At 59.6% G+C, this 17058-nt stretch carries 20 protein-coding genes; 1 reads left to right on the forward strand and 19 read right to left on the reverse strand.

Annotation, left to right across the window (positions count from 1 at the left end; translation table 11 throughout):
• Nucleotides 1-12: 12 nt before the first annotated feature.
• The 16 genes from GS620_RS11320 to GS620_RS11390 form a co-directional block, all read right to left on the reverse strand.
• Complete coding sequence (locus GS620_RS11320) at nucleotides 13-234, reverse strand: DUF5337 domain-containing protein (protein ID WP_171115038.1); 222 nt, start codon at nucleotides 232-234, stop codon at nucleotides 13-15.
• Between the two features lie 30 nt (nucleotides 235-264).
• Nucleotides 265-1422 (reverse strand): NADH-quinone oxidoreductase subunit E, encoded by a 1158-nt coding sequence (locus tag GS620_RS11325; RefSeq protein ID WP_171329744.1) that lies wholly within the window; start codon nucleotides 1420-1422, stop codon nucleotides 265-267.
• Nucleotides 1422-2645, reverse strand: coding sequence for an NADH-quinone oxidoreductase subunit D (locus tag GS620_RS11330; protein ID WP_171167312.1), 1224 nt, complete (start codon nucleotides 2643-2645; stop codon nucleotides 1422-1424). The genes GS620_RS11325 and GS620_RS11330 overlap by 1 nt, the downstream gene beginning before the upstream one ends.
• Entirely contained in the window at nucleotides 2645-2767 is a 123-nt protein-coding gene (locus tag GS620_RS22210) for a hypothetical protein (RefSeq protein ID WP_256369214.1), read from the reverse strand. Before GS620_RS22210 ends, GS620_RS11330 begins: the two co-directional genes overlap by 1 nt.
• Nucleotide 2768: 1 nt before the next feature.
• Complete coding sequence (locus GS620_RS11335; RefSeq protein WP_010442775.1) at nucleotides 2769-2942, reverse strand: hypothetical protein; 174 nt, start codon at nucleotides 2940-2942, stop codon at nucleotides 2769-2771.
• Nucleotides 2942-3547, reverse strand: coding sequence for an NADH-quinone oxidoreductase subunit C (locus tag GS620_RS11340; RefSeq protein ID WP_171115033.1), 606 nt, complete (start codon nucleotides 3545-3547; stop codon nucleotides 2942-2944). Before GS620_RS11340 ends, GS620_RS11335 begins: the two co-directional genes overlap by 1 nt.
• Nucleotides 3540-3866 (reverse strand): antibiotic biosynthesis monooxygenase, encoded by a 327-nt coding sequence (locus GS620_RS11345; RefSeq protein ID WP_171115030.1) that lies wholly within the window; start codon nucleotides 3864-3866, stop codon nucleotides 3540-3542. The genes GS620_RS11340 and GS620_RS11345 overlap by 8 nt, the downstream gene beginning before the upstream one ends.
• A complete protein-coding gene (locus tag GS620_RS11350; RefSeq protein ID WP_010442777.1) occupies nucleotides 3863-4396 on the reverse strand; it encodes an NADH-quinone oxidoreductase subunit B family protein in 534 nt (177 codons plus the stop codon). The genes GS620_RS11345 and GS620_RS11350 overlap by 4 nt, the downstream gene beginning before the upstream one ends.
• On the reverse strand, nucleotides 4387-4752 hold the full coding sequence (locus tag GS620_RS11355) for an NADH-quinone oxidoreductase subunit A (RefSeq protein ID WP_068335558.1): 366 nt from the start codon (nucleotides 4750-4752) through the stop codon (nucleotides 4387-4389). The genes GS620_RS11350 and GS620_RS11355 overlap by 10 nt, the downstream gene beginning before the upstream one ends.
• A 194-nt stretch (nucleotides 4753-4946) precedes the next feature.
• Complete coding sequence (locus tag GS620_RS11360; RefSeq protein WP_171615915.1) at nucleotides 4947-5729, reverse strand: crotonase/enoyl-CoA hydratase family protein; 783 nt, start codon at nucleotides 5727-5729, stop codon at nucleotides 4947-4949.
• Nucleotide 5730: 1 nt separating this feature from the next.
• A complete protein-coding gene (locus tag GS620_RS11365; protein WP_171615917.1) occupies nucleotides 5731-6582 on the reverse strand; it encodes a hydroxymethylglutaryl-CoA lyase in 852 nt (283 codons plus the stop codon).
• Between the two features lie 78 nt (nucleotides 6583-6660).
• Complete coding sequence (locus GS620_RS11370) at nucleotides 6661-8595, reverse strand: acetyl/propionyl/methylcrotonyl-CoA carboxylase subunit alpha (protein ID WP_171615919.1); 1935 nt, start codon at nucleotides 8593-8595, stop codon at nucleotides 6661-6663.
• Between the two features lie 5 nt (nucleotides 8596-8600).
• The gene (locus GS620_RS11375; protein WP_171615922.1) at nucleotides 8601-9026 is read right to left on the reverse strand and encodes an ASCH domain-containing protein; all 426 of its coding nucleotides are present in this window, start codon (nucleotides 9024-9026) and stop codon (nucleotides 8601-8603) included.
• A gap of 1 nt (nucleotide 9027) precedes the next feature.
• A complete protein-coding gene (locus tag GS620_RS11380; protein WP_171615924.1) occupies nucleotides 9028-10632 on the reverse strand; it encodes a carboxyl transferase domain-containing protein in 1605 nt (534 codons plus the stop codon).
• Between the two features lie 8 nt (nucleotides 10633-10640).
• Nucleotides 10641-11465, reverse strand: a complete 825-nt coding sequence (locus GS620_RS11385) for a DUF6602 domain-containing protein (RefSeq protein ID WP_171615926.1) — start codon at nucleotides 11463-11465, stop codon at nucleotides 10641-10643.
• Nucleotides 11462-13000 carry an AMP-binding protein gene (locus tag GS620_RS11390; RefSeq protein WP_171615928.1) on the reverse strand — a complete coding sequence of 513 codons (1539 nt, stop codon included), beginning with the start codon at nucleotides 12998-13000 and terminating at the stop codon, nucleotides 11462-11464. Before GS620_RS11390 ends, GS620_RS11385 begins: the two co-directional genes overlap by 4 nt.
• A gap of 136 nt (nucleotides 13001-13136) precedes the next feature.
• Here GS620_RS11390 and GS620_RS11395 point away from each other — a divergent pair, with 136 nt between their 5' ends.
• Complete coding sequence (locus GS620_RS11395; RefSeq protein WP_171205456.1) at nucleotides 13137-13739, forward strand: OmpW family protein; 603 nt, start codon at nucleotides 13137-13139, stop codon at nucleotides 13737-13739.
• 52 nt (nucleotides 13740-13791) lie between these two features.
• On the opposite strand, the gene GS620_RS11400 is transcribed toward GS620_RS11395, so the two are convergent.
• The 3 genes from GS620_RS11400 to GS620_RS11410 all read right to left on the reverse strand — a co-directional run bounded on the left by GS620_RS11400 (nucleotide 13792) and on the right by GS620_RS11410 (nucleotide 17021).
• Nucleotides 13792-14955 carry an isovaleryl-CoA dehydrogenase gene (locus GS620_RS11400; protein ID WP_171115013.1) on the reverse strand — a complete coding sequence of 388 codons (1164 nt, stop codon included), beginning with the start codon at nucleotides 14953-14955 and terminating at the stop codon, nucleotides 13792-13794.
• Nucleotides 14956-15119: 164 nt separating this feature from the next.
• The gene (locus GS620_RS11405; protein WP_171115011.1) at nucleotides 15120-16310 is read right to left on the reverse strand and encodes a DegT/DnrJ/EryC1/StrS aminotransferase family protein; all 1191 of its coding nucleotides are present in this window, start codon (nucleotides 16308-16310) and stop codon (nucleotides 15120-15122) included.
• Nucleotides 16311-16349: 39 nt separating this feature from the next.
• Complete coding sequence (locus tag GS620_RS11410) at nucleotides 16350-17021, reverse strand: HAD-IA family hydrolase (RefSeq protein WP_171115009.1); 672 nt, start codon at nucleotides 17019-17021, stop codon at nucleotides 16350-16352.
• Nucleotides 17022-17058 lie beyond the last annotated feature (37 nt).

Consider the following 17058-nt stretch of genomic DNA (forward strand, 5'->3'; position numbering starts at 1 on the left):
CGCGTGTTACCTTCAGCTGTCCTGACGCATGCGCCAGAGTTGAAAAATGTTGACACCCGCATAGATGAAACCCGCCAGAGCGGCGAAATCAAACAGCAGCGCATGCCGGGTTGTCAAACCCAGCGCGGGGCCAATGAACAGGTTCATCGCAAGCCAGATCAGCATGGTCACGGCGATGACCACCCCGATATGTCGGCCCTTGCGGGCTATGGCTTGTTCCTTGTCCTTGTCCATCTTCCCCCGAAGCCCGGAACGGGCATCCGTCTAGTCTTCGTATGTGCCCTCGGATTTGGCACGTTTGGCGAATTCGGTTTCCTCACCCGCAGCAAGCTTGGCCGCCTGCTCGATCCAGCCATCGCGTTCGATCCGGCCTTTGAATTTCAAACGCGCATCGACCCAGGCCACATGTTCGGGCGTCCAGGCCGCTATCTGGTCGTAGTGATAGAAACCAAGCTGGTTCAGCGTTTCTTCCAGCTTGGGGCCGACGCCTTTCAACAATTTAAGGTCATCCGCCTTGCCGTCACGTGCCGCGGTTAGAGTGTTAGGCTGGGTCTCCTGAACTTCCGGGCTATCCGACTTTGCTGCAGCGCCCTCGGGAGATGCCGGTTCGGTATGGGTCGATTTTTTGGTTCCACTCTGTTGTGCCGCCGTCTTGCCGGGCTCCGGCTTTTTCGGCGGTTGAGGAGCGGAACCGGAAGCTTCGGCTTTGCCATCCTTGCCAAGCCACGGTGTCAGTATCGGAACTTCGGTTCCGTCGATACGCTTGACCGTGTCCCCAAGCTCTGTCGCCAGCTCAACACTTGCGTTGTATTTCGGCTTGCCAGCTTCATATTCGGACAGGCTGGAAAGTCCTTTCAACGGCTCGGCCGCGTAACGCCCGTTCTGAGGACCGGGCGTCGGCACCTTGCCCGCCACCAGATCGTCGAGGATCTTGCCAAAGCTCTCGGCGGTCAGATCCTCGTAGTAATCCTTGCCGATCTGCGCCATTGGCGCGTTGGTGCAGGAACCGAGGCATTCGACCTCTTCCCAGCTCAGCTTGCCATCGGCAGAAAGTTCATGCGGTTTCGCGGCGATCTTTTCCTTGCAGACCGCGATCAGATCTTCGGCCCCGCAGATCATGCAGGATGTCGTTCCGCACACCTGAATATGCGCCACAGATCCAACCGGTTGCAGCTGGAACATGAAGTAGAAGGACGCCACCTCGAGCACGCGGATATAGGCCATGCCCAGCATGTCGGCGATGGATTCAATCGCCGGGCGGCTCAGCCAGCCCTCCTGTTCTTGCGCGCGCCACAGCAGCGGAATGACCGCGCTGGCCTGGCGGCCTTCGGGGTATTTGGTGATCTGCGCTTCGGCCCATTGCTGGTTGGCAGCGGTGAAGGCAAAGCTTTCGGGTTGTTCGGGATGAAGACGGCGGAGCATTAGCGGTCAATCTCTCCAAATACGACATCCATGGTGCCGATGATGGCGGCGACGTCGGCCAGCTGGTGGCCTTTGGCGACGTGGTCCATGGCTTGCAGGTGCAGGAAACCGGGCGCGCGCAGCTTGGCGCGGTAGGGCTTGTTGGTGCCGTCGGCGACCAGATAGACGCCGAACTCGCCCTTGGGGGCTTCGACCGCGGCATAGACCTCGCCTGCGGGAACGTGGAAGCCTTCGGTATACAGCTTGAAGTGGTGGATCAGGCTTTCCATGGAGGTCTTCATGTCCGAGCGTTTCGGCGGGGTGATCTTGCCGCGCGCCAGAACGTCGCCGGGGCAGTCGCGGATTTTGACGATGGCCTGCTGGATGATCGACAGCGACTGGCGCATCTCTTCCATGCGGACAAGATAGCGGTCATAGCAGTCGCCGTTTTTGCCGACGGGGATTTGGAATTCAAACTCGTCATAGCATTCATAGGGCTGCGCGCGGCGCAAATCCCATGCCAGCCCGGATCCGCGCACCATCACGCCCGAGAAACCGTATTTCTGAATGTCATCTTCGGTCACGACACCAATATCGGCGTTGCGCTGTTTGAAGATGCGGTTTTCGGTCAGCAGACCGTCAATGTCGTCCAAAACGGCGGGGAATTCGTGGCTCCAGGCCTCGATATCGTCCAGCAGTTCCGGCGGCAGGTCCTGATGCACACCACCGGGACGGAAATAGGCCGCGTGCAGACGGGCGCCGCAGGCACGCTCGTAGAACACCATCAGCTTTTCACGCTCTTCAAAACCCCAGAGCGGCGGGGTCAGCGCGCCCACATCCATAGCCTGCGTGGTCACGTTCAGCAGGTGGTTCAGGATGCGGCCGATCTCGGAATACAGAACCCGGATCAGCGAACCCCGACGCGGCACTTCAACCCCGGTCAGCTTTTCGATGGCCAGACACCAGGCATGTTCCTGGTTCATCGGCGCCACGTAATCCAGACGATCGAAATACGGCAGGTTTTGCAGATAGGTCCGGCTTTCCATCAGCTTTTCGGTGCCGCGGTGCAGCAGGCCGATATGCGGGTCGCACCGTTCGACGATCTCACCGTCGAGTTCCAGCACAAGGCGCAGAACCCCGTGCGCCGCAGGGTGTTGCGGGCCGAAGTTAATGTTGAAATTGCGGATCTTCTGTTCTCCGCTCAGCGCGTCCGTGCTGCCGTCATCGTATCTTGAGCCGTCCATCAACGCCCTCGTTTCTTTTTCGCATCGGCCCGAACCCGAACCTTTTCCGCCTCGGCCGCTTTGACTGCGGCCCCGGCCAGAAGAACCCCCAACGCGCCCAGAATGATCAACTCACCCATCATCTCAGCGGCGCTCCAACTCTTGCAGTTTCAGCCCGACCCACCACAGCAAGGCGATCGTGCCAAAGGGAACCAGACACAGCAGGCACCAGTATTTGTTGATCCCGAAGAACGGCAATATCTTCACCATCGGAATGATGGTCAGCGCAGACAGGATCAGCCACCAGATGCCACCCATTATTCAGTCTCCTGTTTTTCATCCCCCGGCAGAATGTAGTTCGCACCCTCCCACGGGGACATGAAATCAAACTGACGGTATTCCTGCACCAGGCTGACCGGCTCGTAGACCACGCGCTTTTGCGCCTCGTCATAGCGCACTTCGGTATAGCCGGTGGTCGGGAAATCCTTGCGCAGTGGGTAACCACGGAACCCATAGTCGGTCAGGATGCGCCGCAGGTCCGGATGGCCCGAGAACAGGATGCCGAACATGTCGAACACCTCACGCTCGAACCAATTGGCCGAGGGGTGCACGTCAACGATCGACGGCACCATGTCGTCTTCACGGATCGAGACCCGCAGCCGGATACGCTGGTTCTGGTACATCGACAGGAAATGGTACACCACGTCGAACCGTTTGGCGCGCTCGGGGTAATCCACGCCAGTGATGTCCACAAGGGTCGAAAACTGGCAGCTGCGATCAGATTTCAGGAACTCAATGAATTCCACGAGATTCGACGGTGCCACGTCCACGTTCAGTTCGCCATGGGTCACATCCCACGACAGAACACAATCAGACCGTTTCAGCTCCAGCTGTGCGCCGAGTTCTTTGAGTGCTTCACTCATTGCGGCCCTCCTGCAAAACTTCGTCATAGAACGTAGCTTCTGCGTCGTAAGATTTGAAAAACTTCGCCATAAAGTCGGGCATAACCGTCTTTGCGACGTTCTCGCCCGCATAATTCGCAACAGCGGCCATGTCACGCCATTTGGTCAGTACCATGACTTGGCAGGGATCCTGATCGCGCCGGACGAGGAAGGACACGCTTTCAAACCCATCCACGGCGCGCATGCCGGGGAGCGCACGTGTCCGAAAAGTACCGACCCACTCGGCAACATCGTCTCGGGCAACCACAGCCTCCCAGCGCCTGACAACCGGATCACTCATCGCACAATCGTTCCCGTGCGGCGGATTTTGCGCTGCAGCTGCATCAGACCGTAAAGCAATGCCTCAGCAGTCGGAGGGCAGCCGGGCACGTAGATGTCCACCGGAACAACCCGGTCACAGCCACGCACGACGGAATAGGAATAGTGGTAATACCCCCCGCCATTCGCGCAGGAGCCCATCGAGATCACATAGCGCGGCTCGGGCATCTGGTCATAGACCTTGCGCAGCGCGGGCGCCATCTTGTTGGTCAGCGTACCGGCCACGATCATCACATCAGACTGACGTGGCGACGCCCGGGGCGCGATACCAAACCGTTCCGCGTCATAACGTGGCATCGAGGTGTGCATCATCTCGACCGCGCAGCAGGCCAGACCAAAGGTCATCCAATGCAGCGAGCCAGTACGCGCCCAGTTGATGATGTCTTCGGTCGAGGTCAGCAGAAAACCTTTGTCCTGCAACTCGGCGTTCAGGGCCTGAGTGGCGACTTCCTTGTCCACACCGGCAGTGTTGGCACCTGTCATCACTCCCATTCCAGCGCCCCTTTCTTCCATTCATAGGCAAAGCCGATGGTCAGAACGCCCAGGAACACCATCATGGACCAGAACCCGACATCGCTGATGTCTCTGAAGCCCACGGCCCAGGGAAACAGGAAAGCAATTTCCAGATCGAAGATGATGAACAGAATCGAGACCAGATAGAATCGGACGTCGAATTTCATCCGCGCGTCGTCGAAGGCATTGAAACCACATTCATATGCGCTGACCTTTTCGGGGTCGGGATTGCGGACGGCCAGTACTACGGCGGCCAGAATCAAGACGATCCCAAGGCCCACGGCAACGGCCAGAAACACCAGAATCGGGAGGTACTCCCGCAGCAGGTCTTCCACGAATAGCTCCTTTCCTGCGCACATGTCTTGTCGGGTGCGCCGTCAATTGGCGTGTTGACTGGACATTCTCTATCTCTGCGGGGTCAGAGGGTCAACCGAACACAGCCCCCTTCGCGATCAAACCTGCGTTTGACAGCGCGGCATAGAATCGCAGCACCGGCGTTTGACTTTGGCTTGGCGGAACCTAGTAAAACCTACTTATTCCATGCAGGTTTTCGTTTTTCAAAAAACGCCGCGATCCCTTCGCGTGCCTCTTGTGTTTCCCAGCGCTCGACCAACTCGCCTATGGTCTGATCGATCACGGCATCGTCGATGCGCGGACCCAGAGCGCGTACCAGCGCCTTGGCAGAGGCAACCGCCCCGGGCGCGCAAGACAAATAGGGGCGAATTTCGTCCTCAACCGCGTCCGAAAGCCGATCTGCCGAAACAGTTTTCGCCAGCAGGCCCAGATCAACGGCCTCGGACGCATCGAACAAACGAGCTGACATGAACACCCGGCGCGCGCGGGCTTCGCCCATACGGGCGATGACATAGGGGCCAATTGTTGCGGGGATCAGCCCCAGGCGCGTTTCGGTCAGCCCCATCTTCAGACTGTCGACCCCGATCGCGACATCACACACGGCCGCCATGCCCACCCCGCCCCCAAAGGCATTGCCCTGCAACGCCCCGATCAGAGGCTTTGGCATTGTGTTCAGAGCCTGCAACATCTCGGCCAGCTTGCGCGCCTCGACAAAACGCGTCTTTTTGTCAGCCGCCATCTGGTCCTGCATCCATACCAGATCACCACCGGCACAAAACGTCTTGCCCGCCGCGGCCAGAACGACCGCCCGGACCGCGTCATCCTGACCAAGTTGCGATGCCGCCTCGGTCAATTCCGTGATCATCTGCCCCGACATGGCATTGTGTTTTTCAGGCCGGTTCAGGGTAAGCGTCGCGACACCACGCATATCCGTCGAGATCGTGATCGTTTCAAACATGTCAGCCCCTCAAAGCCCTGGCCATCTGCGCGGCCTTTTCAATGACGTCGATATCCAGGCCAGTTTCATACCCCAGCCGCTGCAAATGCGCCGCAACTTCCTCGGTGGCCACGTTACCGGCCGCACCCGGGGCGTAAGGGCAACCGCCCAACCCACCCACGGCTGCATCGAACACCCGCACGCCCAGCGCCAATGCCGCATCGATGTTGTCGATCGCGCGCCCGTTGGTGTCATGGAAATGCCCCGCCAGCCGCGTCACCGGAACCCTCTCGCGCACTGCCAAAAGCATATGTGCAACCTTGTCCGGAGTTCCCTGCCCAATCGTGTCGCCCAGCGAAACCTCGTAACAGCCCAGCGCGAAAAGCCGATCAGCAACCTCAGCCACTTTTTCGGGCGGCGTCGGACCGTCATACGGGCAATCCGTCACGCATGAGACATAGCCACGAACCGGCAGGTCGATATGGCGCGCCGCCTCCAGAATCGGCGTGAACCGCTCGATCGACTCGGCGATGGAGGCATTGATATTGGCCTTCGAGAATCCTTCGGAGGCCGAGGCGAACACGGCGATCTCGTCCGCCTTGGCCGCCAGCGCGTCGCCATAGCCATGCATGTTCGGCGTCAGCGCGGCATAGCGCACCCCACTCGCACGCGTAATCCCCCCCAGTACCTGAGCGGAACCCGCCATCTGCGGCACCCATTTCGGGGACACGAAGCTTGCAACTTCGATCCGGCGAAACCCCGCACGGCTGAGACAGTCGATCAAGGCGATCTTGTCCGCGACCGGTATTTCGCGCTTTTCGTTTTGCAGCCCGTCGCGCGGCCCGACCTCATAGACTTCGACCAGCTCACCCATGTCCGCCCCCCTTCTGGATTGTCGTCGTTTCAAGCAATTATTGTCTGACCTTGGCACGCCGCGTTGCGCGGGTACAGATCAAGCTTCGTCCTCCAACCTCACCAGAGCAGCCCCGGCTTCGACCTGCGAACCATCCTCGACCAGCACTTCGGCAACGATCCCGTCCCGCGCCGCAAGCAGCGAATGCTCCATCTTCATCGCTTCCAAAATGGCCAGACGATCGCCTTTCTGTACGGTTTGTCCCGCTGTGGCAAAGACGGCTTTGACCAGACCGGGCATAGGCGCCTCGATCACATTGGTGTCGCCGGTCGCGCTGGTATCCCGGTCCAGCGGATCGATGACGTCGAAGCTCTGACCGTAATCGGTGAAAACCGTCAGGGTCCCGTTATGTGCGGCAACGCGAGGCATCGGCGTGCCGTTCAACATCCAGCGCCCGGCGGTGCGTTCCGCAACGACACGGTTTTCGCCAATCTGCCAAATCTGGCGATCCGGCCCATCGACCTGCACGTCCAGATCCAGCACGTCGTCGCGACGGGACAATTGTACGGCGCGATGCAGCGGCGCCCACAGCGAAAACCCGGTTTCCGGATCGACATCCACCAGATCCAATGCCGTCATCGCAGCCGCGACCGCGGTAACATCCGACGGCTCGGGTTCCTGCACCAACGTTTCAAGGTCTCGCCCGATCAGCCCCGTATCGACATCGCCCGAGGCAAATCCTTCGTGACGCGTCAACGCGCCCAGAAAGGCCAGATTGGTAACAGTACCCGCAACTTCGGTCTGTTGCAGCACCCGGTTCAACGTCTCAAGTGCAATGGCACGCGTCGATCCATGCACCACCACCTTGGCGACCATCGGGTCATACCACGGGCTGATCGTGTCCCCGACGCGAACGCCGCTATCGGCGCGACAGTTGCCGGGGAAAACTAGATGAGTCAGCGTTCCCGTCGCGGGCAGGAACCCTTTCGGCACATCCTCGGCATAAAGACGGGCCTCGAAGGCATGGCCAGAGATCGCAAGATCATCCTGTTTCTTGGGAAGGTTCTCGCCTGCGGCCACGCGAAGCTGCCACTCGACCAGATCGATCCCCGTGATGGCCTCTGTCACCGGGTGCTCCACCTGAAGGCGCGTGTTCATTTCCATGAACCAGAATCTGTCGGGGCGCAGCCCGTCCGAGGCATCGACGATGAATTCGACCGTGCCCGCGCCTTTATAGCCGATCGCCTCGGCGGCGCGCACGCCGGCCTGCCCCATAGCCTCGCGCATTTCAGACGTCATGCCCGGGGCGGGGGCTTCTTCGATCACCTTCTGATGGCGGCGCTGCAACGAGCAGTCCCTTTCAAACAGATGAACTGCATGGGTACCATCGCCGAACACCTGCACTTCGATATGGCGAGGTTTGGCCACGAATTTTTCGACCAGCACGGCATCATTGCCAAAGGCGGTCCGGGCCTCACCCCGCGCGCTGTCGAGCGCGGTCGCGAAATCCTCGGGGCGTTCGACAAGGCGCATCCCCTTGCCGCCGCCGCCCGCAACGGCTTTGATCAGAACCGGATAGCCGATGGCATCCGCTGCACCTGCCAGATGCTCGGGGTCCTGATTGTCGCCGTGATAACCTGGCACGACCGGAACGCCGGCCTTCTCCATCAGAACCTTGGCCGCGTCCTTGAGGCCCATCTTGCGGATCGCATCAGCCGAGGGGCCGATGAACGTCAGCCCCGCCGCCTGTACGGCATCCACGAAATCGGGGTTCTCGGACAGAAAGCCATACCCCGGATGGATCGCCTGTGCGCCGGTGTTCAGCGCGGCCTGAATGATCACATCACCCTTCAAATAGCTGTCCGCCGGGGCGGGGCCGCCAATATGAACCGCCTCATCCGCCATCTGAACATGTTTTGCGGCTGCATCCGCATCGGAATAAACAGCAACGCAGGACACGCCCAGGGACTGGGCCGTTTCCATGACGCGGCAGGCGATCTCACCCCGGTTGGCAATCAGAATTTTGTTGAACATGGCCTTCACCCTTCCAATGCCAGATCTTCGACAAGACGGAACCGTTCGCACACGAGTTTCATCTCAGGATCAAAGCCGCCGTTTCGCTGGAAATATCGACGATGATCTTCCCGCCATCCTTCAAGCGTTTCATTTTCACCTTCCGCCAAGGCGAATTCCTCGGTCACATCGCAGTAACGCTGGATCGAAACATCAACGGTTTCAATGACCAACGCCGGAGTGTCATCCCAGTTCAGCGCAATATCGCGGCGACCGGACTTGGGCATCTCAAGGCTGTCATCAGGATAGTTTCTGAGCGCGTCGCAGGTCGCTGTTTTACGGCCAGAACGGACCAAGGCCAGAAGCTCTGAACTCAGCACGGGGTTGTCGCCGAATTTGAAGGTTTGTGCACCCGGATAGCGGGCTATTATGTCTTTCAAACTCTCGCTCATCTCACATCCTGAACACGCCGAAACGTGTCTCCTCGATCGGGGCATTCAAAGCGGCGCTGAGCGACAGGGCCAGCACATCGCGGCTTTTGCGCGGGTTGATGATGCCGTCATCCCACAGACGGGCCGAGGCATAGAGCGGATGCGACTGTTCCTCGAACATATCCAGCGTTGGGCGTTTGAACTCGGCCTCTTCTTCGGCGGACCACGTGCCACCCTGCCGTACTATCCCGTCGCGTTTGACGGTGGCCAGAACGCCAGCGGCCTGCTCGCCGCCCATCACCGAAATGCGCGAATTCGGCCAGGTCCACAGGAACCGGGGCTGATAGGCACGACCGGCCATGCCATAGTTCCCGGCCCCGAACGAGCCGCCGACCAGCATGGTGATCTTGGGCACCGACGTCGTGGCCACCGCCGTCACCATCTTGGCCCCATGCCGCGCGATGCCTTCGTTTTCGTATTTGCGACCGACCATGAAACCGGTGATGTTTTGCAGGAACACAAGCGGGATTTTGCGTTGTGAACACAGTTCGACGAAATGGGCGCCCTTTTGCGCGGCCTCGGAAAACAGCACGCCGTTGTTGGCGATGATCCCCACCGGGCAGCCTTTGACATGGGCAAACCCCGTGACCAGCGTTTCGCCGAAGCGCGGTTTGAATTCGTCGAACCGAGACCCATCGACCAGACGCGCAATCACTTCACGGATGTCATAGGGCGTGCGCAGATCAGCAGGGACAACGCCCAGGATTTCCTCGGGGTCATAGGCCGGATCTTCGGGGCTGGCCCAGTCCACCGTCTGCGGCTTGTGGCGGTTCAGCGACCCAACCGCCCGGCGGGCCAAAGCCAGTGCGTGGGCATCATCCTCGGCCAGATAATCGGCCACGCCGGACAGGCGCGTGTGTACATCGCCGCCGCCCAGATCTTCGGCGCTGACGACCTCGCCCGTTGCTGCCTTGACCAGCGGCGGACCGGCCAGAAAGATCGTGCCTTGTTCTTTGACGATAATCGTCACATCCGACATGGCCGGCACATAGGCGCCACCGGCCGTGCATGACCCCATCACCACAGCGATCTGAGCGATCCCCTTCGCGCTCATCCGCGCCTGGTTGTAGAAGATGCGGCCAAAGTGATCGCGGTCGGGAAAGACCTCATCCTGATTGGGCAGGTTCGCGCCACCGCTGTCGACCAGATAGATGCAGGGCAGATGGTTTTCCTCGGCAATCTCCTGCGCCCGCAGGTGTTTTTTGACCGTCATCGGGTAATAGGTGCCGCCCTTCACGGTGGCGTCGTTGCAGACGACCATAACCTGCTGCCCCTGCACAAGGCCGATGCCCGCAATCACCCCGGCACAGGGCGCGGCACCGCCATACATCCCATGAGCCGCCGTCGCGCCGATTTCGAGGAACGGAGACCCTGGGTCCAGCAGGTTCGCCACCCGCCGGCGCGGCAACATCTTGCCCCGCGACACATGGCGGTCGCGCGATTTCTCACCCCCGCCCATGCGCGCGGCCTCGGCGGCCTCAGAGATCTGCGCCAACGCTTCGAGATGAGCAGTACGGTTTGCTTTGAAGCCCTCGGATGTGGGCATGGCTTTGGTTGTGAGTTTCATTTTCGTTCTTAAAACCTCGCATTCCCCAAATATTCTAACATGTTGACTCGTGTTGACGGAGCATACGCCAAATGTGCATTGCTCATTGCCACGAACATGGCCCATGGGCGCTGCGAGAAGTAAGAACACCAGTTGTATCCCAGACGAGGAATTATACTTACTTCCTCGGGCAACTTGTCATTAACTGACTTGTCCGGGTGGTCGACTGTCTTTGCCGCAACTCGCGTGTTTCCATCCAATGAAAAAATGGCTTCGATCAGCGCTCCAGTCGCTGGCTGCGCCTCAAGTGCATCTCGGGTCGCATTATAGAAATTTTCTTTGGTGCCTGTTTCTACAGCCAGAACAAAAAAGAAAGGGTGCCAAAGAGAACTTATTTCGACCCCTTTAAATCTAACAGGTTGAGCAAAGTAATTCGGGTGCAGTTGTGCTGATCTATCTAAGTTCTTAAAGGACGCACATTTAACGAACGCGTCAAGAACCTCCGTTTTGTTCAATTTCGTTTTTATCTCGCCAGCCGCATAAACGCATTCCGATGGCAAAACAGAGATTCCTTTTGAGAATATCGGCAACGTCGCGAATTTGTCGTATAGAATAATATCAAGTTGCTTAGATATCGATCCTTTGGAATCTTGAACGAAACCTGAGCAAACTCCAACTCTATCTGGAAGTGCGTCAGCAAGTGCCGCATGAAAGACCCGCTCAACTTCTGATCCGATTTCACCGGAATGCGGAAGTAGGCCACGAATACTCTTTATTTGGTTTTGTATATTTTTCTCCGCTGTATCCAAACCCAATAAGTATCCAGAGTCTTTTGTACCGTTGTCATTCATCATTTGCCACCAAACATGCGAGTTTCCCCCGCCGCACGGGCCTTCAACTCCTTGCGGATCACCTTCCCCGTCACGGTCATCGGCAGTTCCTCCAGAAACGTCACCTCACGCGGGTACGAATAATGCGCCAGACGGTCCTTGACCCAATCCTGCAACTCTTGTTCCGAAGCCTCGGCCCCCGGTTTCAACACCACATAGGCCTTCACGATCTCGGTCCGCAGCGGGTCGGGCTTGCCGACCACGCCCAAGGTGGCCACCGCCGGATGGGTCAGCAGGCAATCCTCGATCTCGGCCGGGCCAATGCGGTAACCGGCGGATGTAATCACATCATCATCGCGGCCCACAAAGCGCAGATAGTCGCCTTCCCACACGCCGCGGTCTCCGGTGATCAGCCAATCACCCCGGAATTTCTCGGCCGTCGCTTGCGGATTGTTCCAGTATTCCAGCAGCATCGAGGCCGAACCCCGCCGGATGGCGACATCGCCTTCCTCGCTGGTCGGGATGCCGTCATCGTCGATCACCGCGACTTCATGCCCGGGCACCGGCTTGCCGATACAGCCGGGTTGAACGGGGAAATCCTCGGCGCAGGAGGATACGACCATGTTGCACTCGGTCTGGCCGTAGAATTCGTTGATCGTCAGACCAAACGCACCTTGGCCCCAGGCCAGCATCTCGGCCCCCAGCGGCTCACCCCCGGACGCGACCGAGCGCAAACCGGGGATCGCCTGATCCGCCGCCTTGAGCATCCGCAGCGCGGTCGGCGGAAAGAACACATTCCGCACCCCGCCCCGCGCAATGATCTCGGCGCAGGCTTCCGGGGTGAACTTCTCAAGCCGTGCCGCGACAACCGGAATGCCCAGCGCAAGGCCCGGCATCAGCACATCGAACAACCCGCCGATCCACGCCCAATCCGCCGGGGTCCACAGGCAGTCTCCTTCGCGCAGGTGATTGTGGCTGATCGAGACACCCGGCACATGCCCGGTCAGAACCCGATGCCCGTGCAGTGCGCCTTTCGGGCTGCCGGTTGTACCAGAGGTGTAGATCAATACGGCAGGATCCTCGGGCCCGGTCGCGGCATAGGGCAGCGCAGGACCGGTCACGCCAATTTCGGATGCGATAAGAGGTTCAGCCAGATCGCCCAGCAGATCCGCTCCTTCAGCATCGGTCAGCACGATCTGAACGCCTGCATCGCGCGCTCGCGACCGCAGCGCATCCTGCTTGAACAACTTGAACAAGGGCACCGAAATCGCGCCGATCTTCCAGATCGCCAAATGAGCTGCCGCACACCAGGGTGACTGGCTCAGCAGCACTCCGACCCGATCACCGGGCCAGACGCGGGCCAGCAGGGCGCGGGCGATCCCATCAGCCATTTGCGACAGCTGCCCATAGGTTATCAGCCGCCGCCCTGATCCGGTCAGATCGATAAGCGCCACCTGATCAGCCGGATGGTTCAGACATTGCTGCGCCATGTTCAGCCGGTCCGGTATGTCCCAGCCTCCTCCTGAGCGCAAACCCGGTATGCGCTCAGCGTGCAACAACGCGAATTCCCCTTGTTTTCCTGATGCTTCGCGACCTGACCTTGGGCGGACACATCACGCAAACTTGATGCAGATCAGAGTGGCCGGACACCGCCTTTGCGAAACCAAGAGCATCAACATAACCAAAGGCAAGAATATGACAAAGAAACTCGCCGCTTTGACACTGTCTACCGCGTTGGCCGCCCTGGCGGCTCCGGCTTTGGCCCAGTCGCAAGGGGACTGGACGCTGGGTATCGGTGTTGGCTATCTGGACCCGAAATCCGACAACGGCACGCTGGCCGGTGCGGCAGCGACGATCGACGCGGACACCCGCCCGATTTTCACCGCCGAGTACTTTATTCGCGACAACCTGGGCATTGAGCTTCTGGCTGCGACCCCGTTCAAACACACCGTGGCCCTTGGCGGTACGGACGCGGCCACGGTCAAGCACCTGCCGCCCACCTTGTCGCTGAACTATCACTTCCCGACCAACAGCGCCTGGAAACCCTATGTCGGCGCCGGTCTCAACTATACGATCTTCTTCGACGAGCAATCGCCCCTGGGTAACATCAAGGTCGATGACTCCTTCGGCGTCTCGTTGCAGGCCGGTCTGGATTACATGGTCACCGACAACGGGGCGATCCGCCTGAACGTGCGCTGGTTCGATATTGACTCGGACGTCTCGCTCAACGGCGCGCCCATCGGCACCGCGGAAATCGATCCCTGGCTGGTCGGTGTTTCCTACGTCCATCGGTTCTGATCCCGTTTCCAAAGCGCCCTGCGGTTACCTCGTCCGCAGGGCGTTCTTTCTTTCAGAGCATTTCATTCATCATTTCGCGGCCGATCAGCATCCGACGAATCTCGCTGGTGCCTGCGCCGATTTCCATCAGCTTGGCATCCCGGAAAATCCGGCTGACTGGCGCATCCGACAGGAAGCCCGCCCCGCCCAGCGCCTGAACCGCCTGATGGGCCTGAACCATCGCCTGTTCCGACGCGTAAAGGCAGCACGCTGCCGCATCCTGTCGGGTCACGTCACCGCGGTCACACGCCTTGGCGACTTCATAGACATAGGCCCGCGCCGAGTTCATCGCGGTGTACATGTCGGCAATCTTGCCCTGCATCAACTGAAAGCTGCCGATAGGTTTGCCGAACTGCTTGCGTTCCGCCAGATAAGGCATCACTTCGTCCAGACAGGCGGCCATGATGCCGGTCCCGATGCCTGCCAGCACGACCCGTTCATAATCCAGCCCCGACATGAGCACGGCAACACCCTTGCCCTCTTCGCCCAACACGTTCTCGAACGGCACCTCGACGTCTTCAAAGATCAGCTCAGCCGTGTTCGACCCGCGCATACCCAGCTTGTCGAAATGGGGCGAGGTTGAAAAACCCTTCATCTCTTTTTCGATCAGAAATGCGGTTATACCCTTCGATCCAGCATCGGGGTCCGTCTTGGCATAAACCACCAGAGTATCCGCATCCGGCCCGTTGGTGATCCAGTATTTGTTACCGTTCAGACGGTAATGGTCGTTCCGCTTTTCCGCGCGCAGCTTCATCGACACCACATCCGACCCGGCCGAAGGTTCCGACATGGCCAGCGCCCCCACATGCTCGCCCGAGATCAGCCGCGGCAGGTATTTCTGCTTCTGTTCTTCATTGCCGTTCAGCTTGATCTGGTTCACGCACAGGTTCGAATGCGCCCCGTATGACAAAGAAACCGAAGCTGAAGCGCGCGCGACCTCTTCGACGGCGATCGTATGCGCCAGATAAGACATGCCTGCACCGCCGTACTCTTCCGGCACTGTAACACCCAGCAGACCAAGCTCTCCCATCTCTTTCCACAGCTCGTTCGGAAAGGCATTGGTGGCGTCGATCTCGGCCGCCATCGGCTTGACACGCTCCTGCGCCCAGCGATGCACCATCTCGCGCAGGGCATTCACATCCTCACCCAGATCGAACTTCATCGTGGCCATGAACATCTGCGTCTTCCCTCCGCTTTAATGAACAAGTGTTCAATAAATCTCTAGCAGCGAATCTTCTGCCGGTCAATCTTTGTGACAGCGCGTCCGAAACGGAAAACGCCGCCCCGAAAAGGGCGGCGTTTCTAAAGATCGAGCGTGCGCCGCAGGCGCACTCCGATTGGTCAAGACTGATAAACCGCGCTCACTTCGGCCCGGATGATCCGGGCGATCAATCGACAATCCTCCAGGGAAAACGTCAAAGGCACGCGCATATCCATAACGCCGGCCAGAACGCGGTCGCTTTCCGGCATCCGCTCGCTATCGAAATATCGCCAACTGTCATAGCGCGACGTGAATCCTGTCGGTTCGGCACCGCCGAACCACTTCAGCTCAACCCCACGCGCCCCGCAACGGCTGATCACTTCGGCTATCCGTTCAGGCGCCCAATCCAGCAGCAGGAACTGAATCGAAGACCCGACATAGGTTTCCTCTTCGGGCCGTTCGACGATCGTCAGGCCCGGCGTACCCCGCAACCCGGTTTCGATCTCGTGATAACGTTCGTTCCACCGGGCCACCTGCCGGTCCAGATCCCGCAATTGCGGGCGCAGGATCGCCGCGCGCAAATTGTCCATCCGGCCCGAGACGTTGGGCGTGGTGTATTTGATCCGCTCGAACACGTCCGGCCCCGGGGCGGCCAAGTGGCGTTCGTACAACATGTAGGACCCCGACAACATGGTGGCCTTGGCGGCCAGTTCCTCGTCATCGGTGACCAGCAAGCCCCCTTCGCCCGAATTGACATGCTTGTAGGTCTGACAGGAATAACACCCGATCGCGCCCTGCCGTCCAGACAACTGACCGCGCCAGGCTGCACCCATCGTGTGTGCGCAATCCTCGATTACGATCACCCCGGCCGCATCACACATCCGCATCAGCCGGTCCATATCGCACAGATGCCCGCGCATATGGCTGAGCATCAGAACACGGGCTTGATCCAGCTTGCCCTCAAGATCATCCAGATCGATGGTCAGGTCTTCCGTCACTCCGACAAAAACTGCCCGTCCTCCGACCGAGGCAATCGACCCCGGGACCGGGGCCAGCGTAAACGCATTGGTTAAAACCGGATCGCCCGACTGCACGCCGACCGCGCGCAGGGCCGTGGCCAGAGCGTAACCGCCAGACGAAACCGCAAGACAGTATTTGGCCCCCATCTGCGCCGCAAATTCCTGCTCCAGCAGGGCCGTTTCCCCCAACTCTCCGGGGACGACATTGTATCGATGCAGACGCCCATGGCGCAGAACGGCCAGTGCCGCCTCGATTGCATCTTCCGGAAGGGGTTCTTGCTGCGTAAAGCTGCCAGAGAATACGTCGGTCATGGTCTTGTTCTGAGGCTCCGAAAGGGTCCGGTCAAGGTTTCAGGCTGCCGCACCGATCAGATCAGGCACGAGGCCGGGCAAGTCGTCAAAATGATGCAGAAGGGCTTCGGGTTCCAGCGCCGCCATGTCATCCCCCGATGGCCCGAAGGTAACCAGCACCGAAGGAACGCCCGCCGCTCTGGCGGTGTTGCGGTCGGTATCCGAGTCACCGACCAGCACGCACAAGTCCGGATCGCCCCCGGCACGGCGCGCGGCTTCACGCAAAGGCGCCGGGTCCGGTTTGCGGACCGGCAGCGTATCGGCCCCGACCAAAGATGCAAAACGGTCCCGTACCCCCATGCGCGTCAGCAACAATTCGGCCAGATGTTCCGGTTTGTTCGTGCAAATGCCCACACCGTAACCCGCGTCACTCAGCATCTCGACCGCCTGTAGGGCACCCGGGTAGAAACTGGTGTGGGTGTCGATGTCCTGCGCGTAGGCCTCAAGAAGAACCGGGTAATAGGCCTGCACCGTATCCTCGTCATAGACCCCGACTCGTTTCAGCCCGTGAGTCAGCATCATGCGTCCACCTCGCAGGGCCACACCGGAATCCGGCCCGTGGACCAGTACATCCCCGTGCCCCATCTTGCGGAAACAATGGTTCGCGGCCGCCAGCAAATCGCCGGATGTGTCCGCCAAAGTGCCGTCCAGATCGAAGATGACGGTGCGCATTTCGCCCCCTTGCTCGGCAGGTTTTCGCCGTATCCTG

Origin of the sequence: Ruegeria sp. HKCCD6428 (genome assembly GCF_013110595.1) — a bacterium.
Taxonomy (GTDB): domain Bacteria; phylum Pseudomonadota; class Alphaproteobacteria; order Rhodobacterales; family Rhodobacteraceae; genus Ruegeria.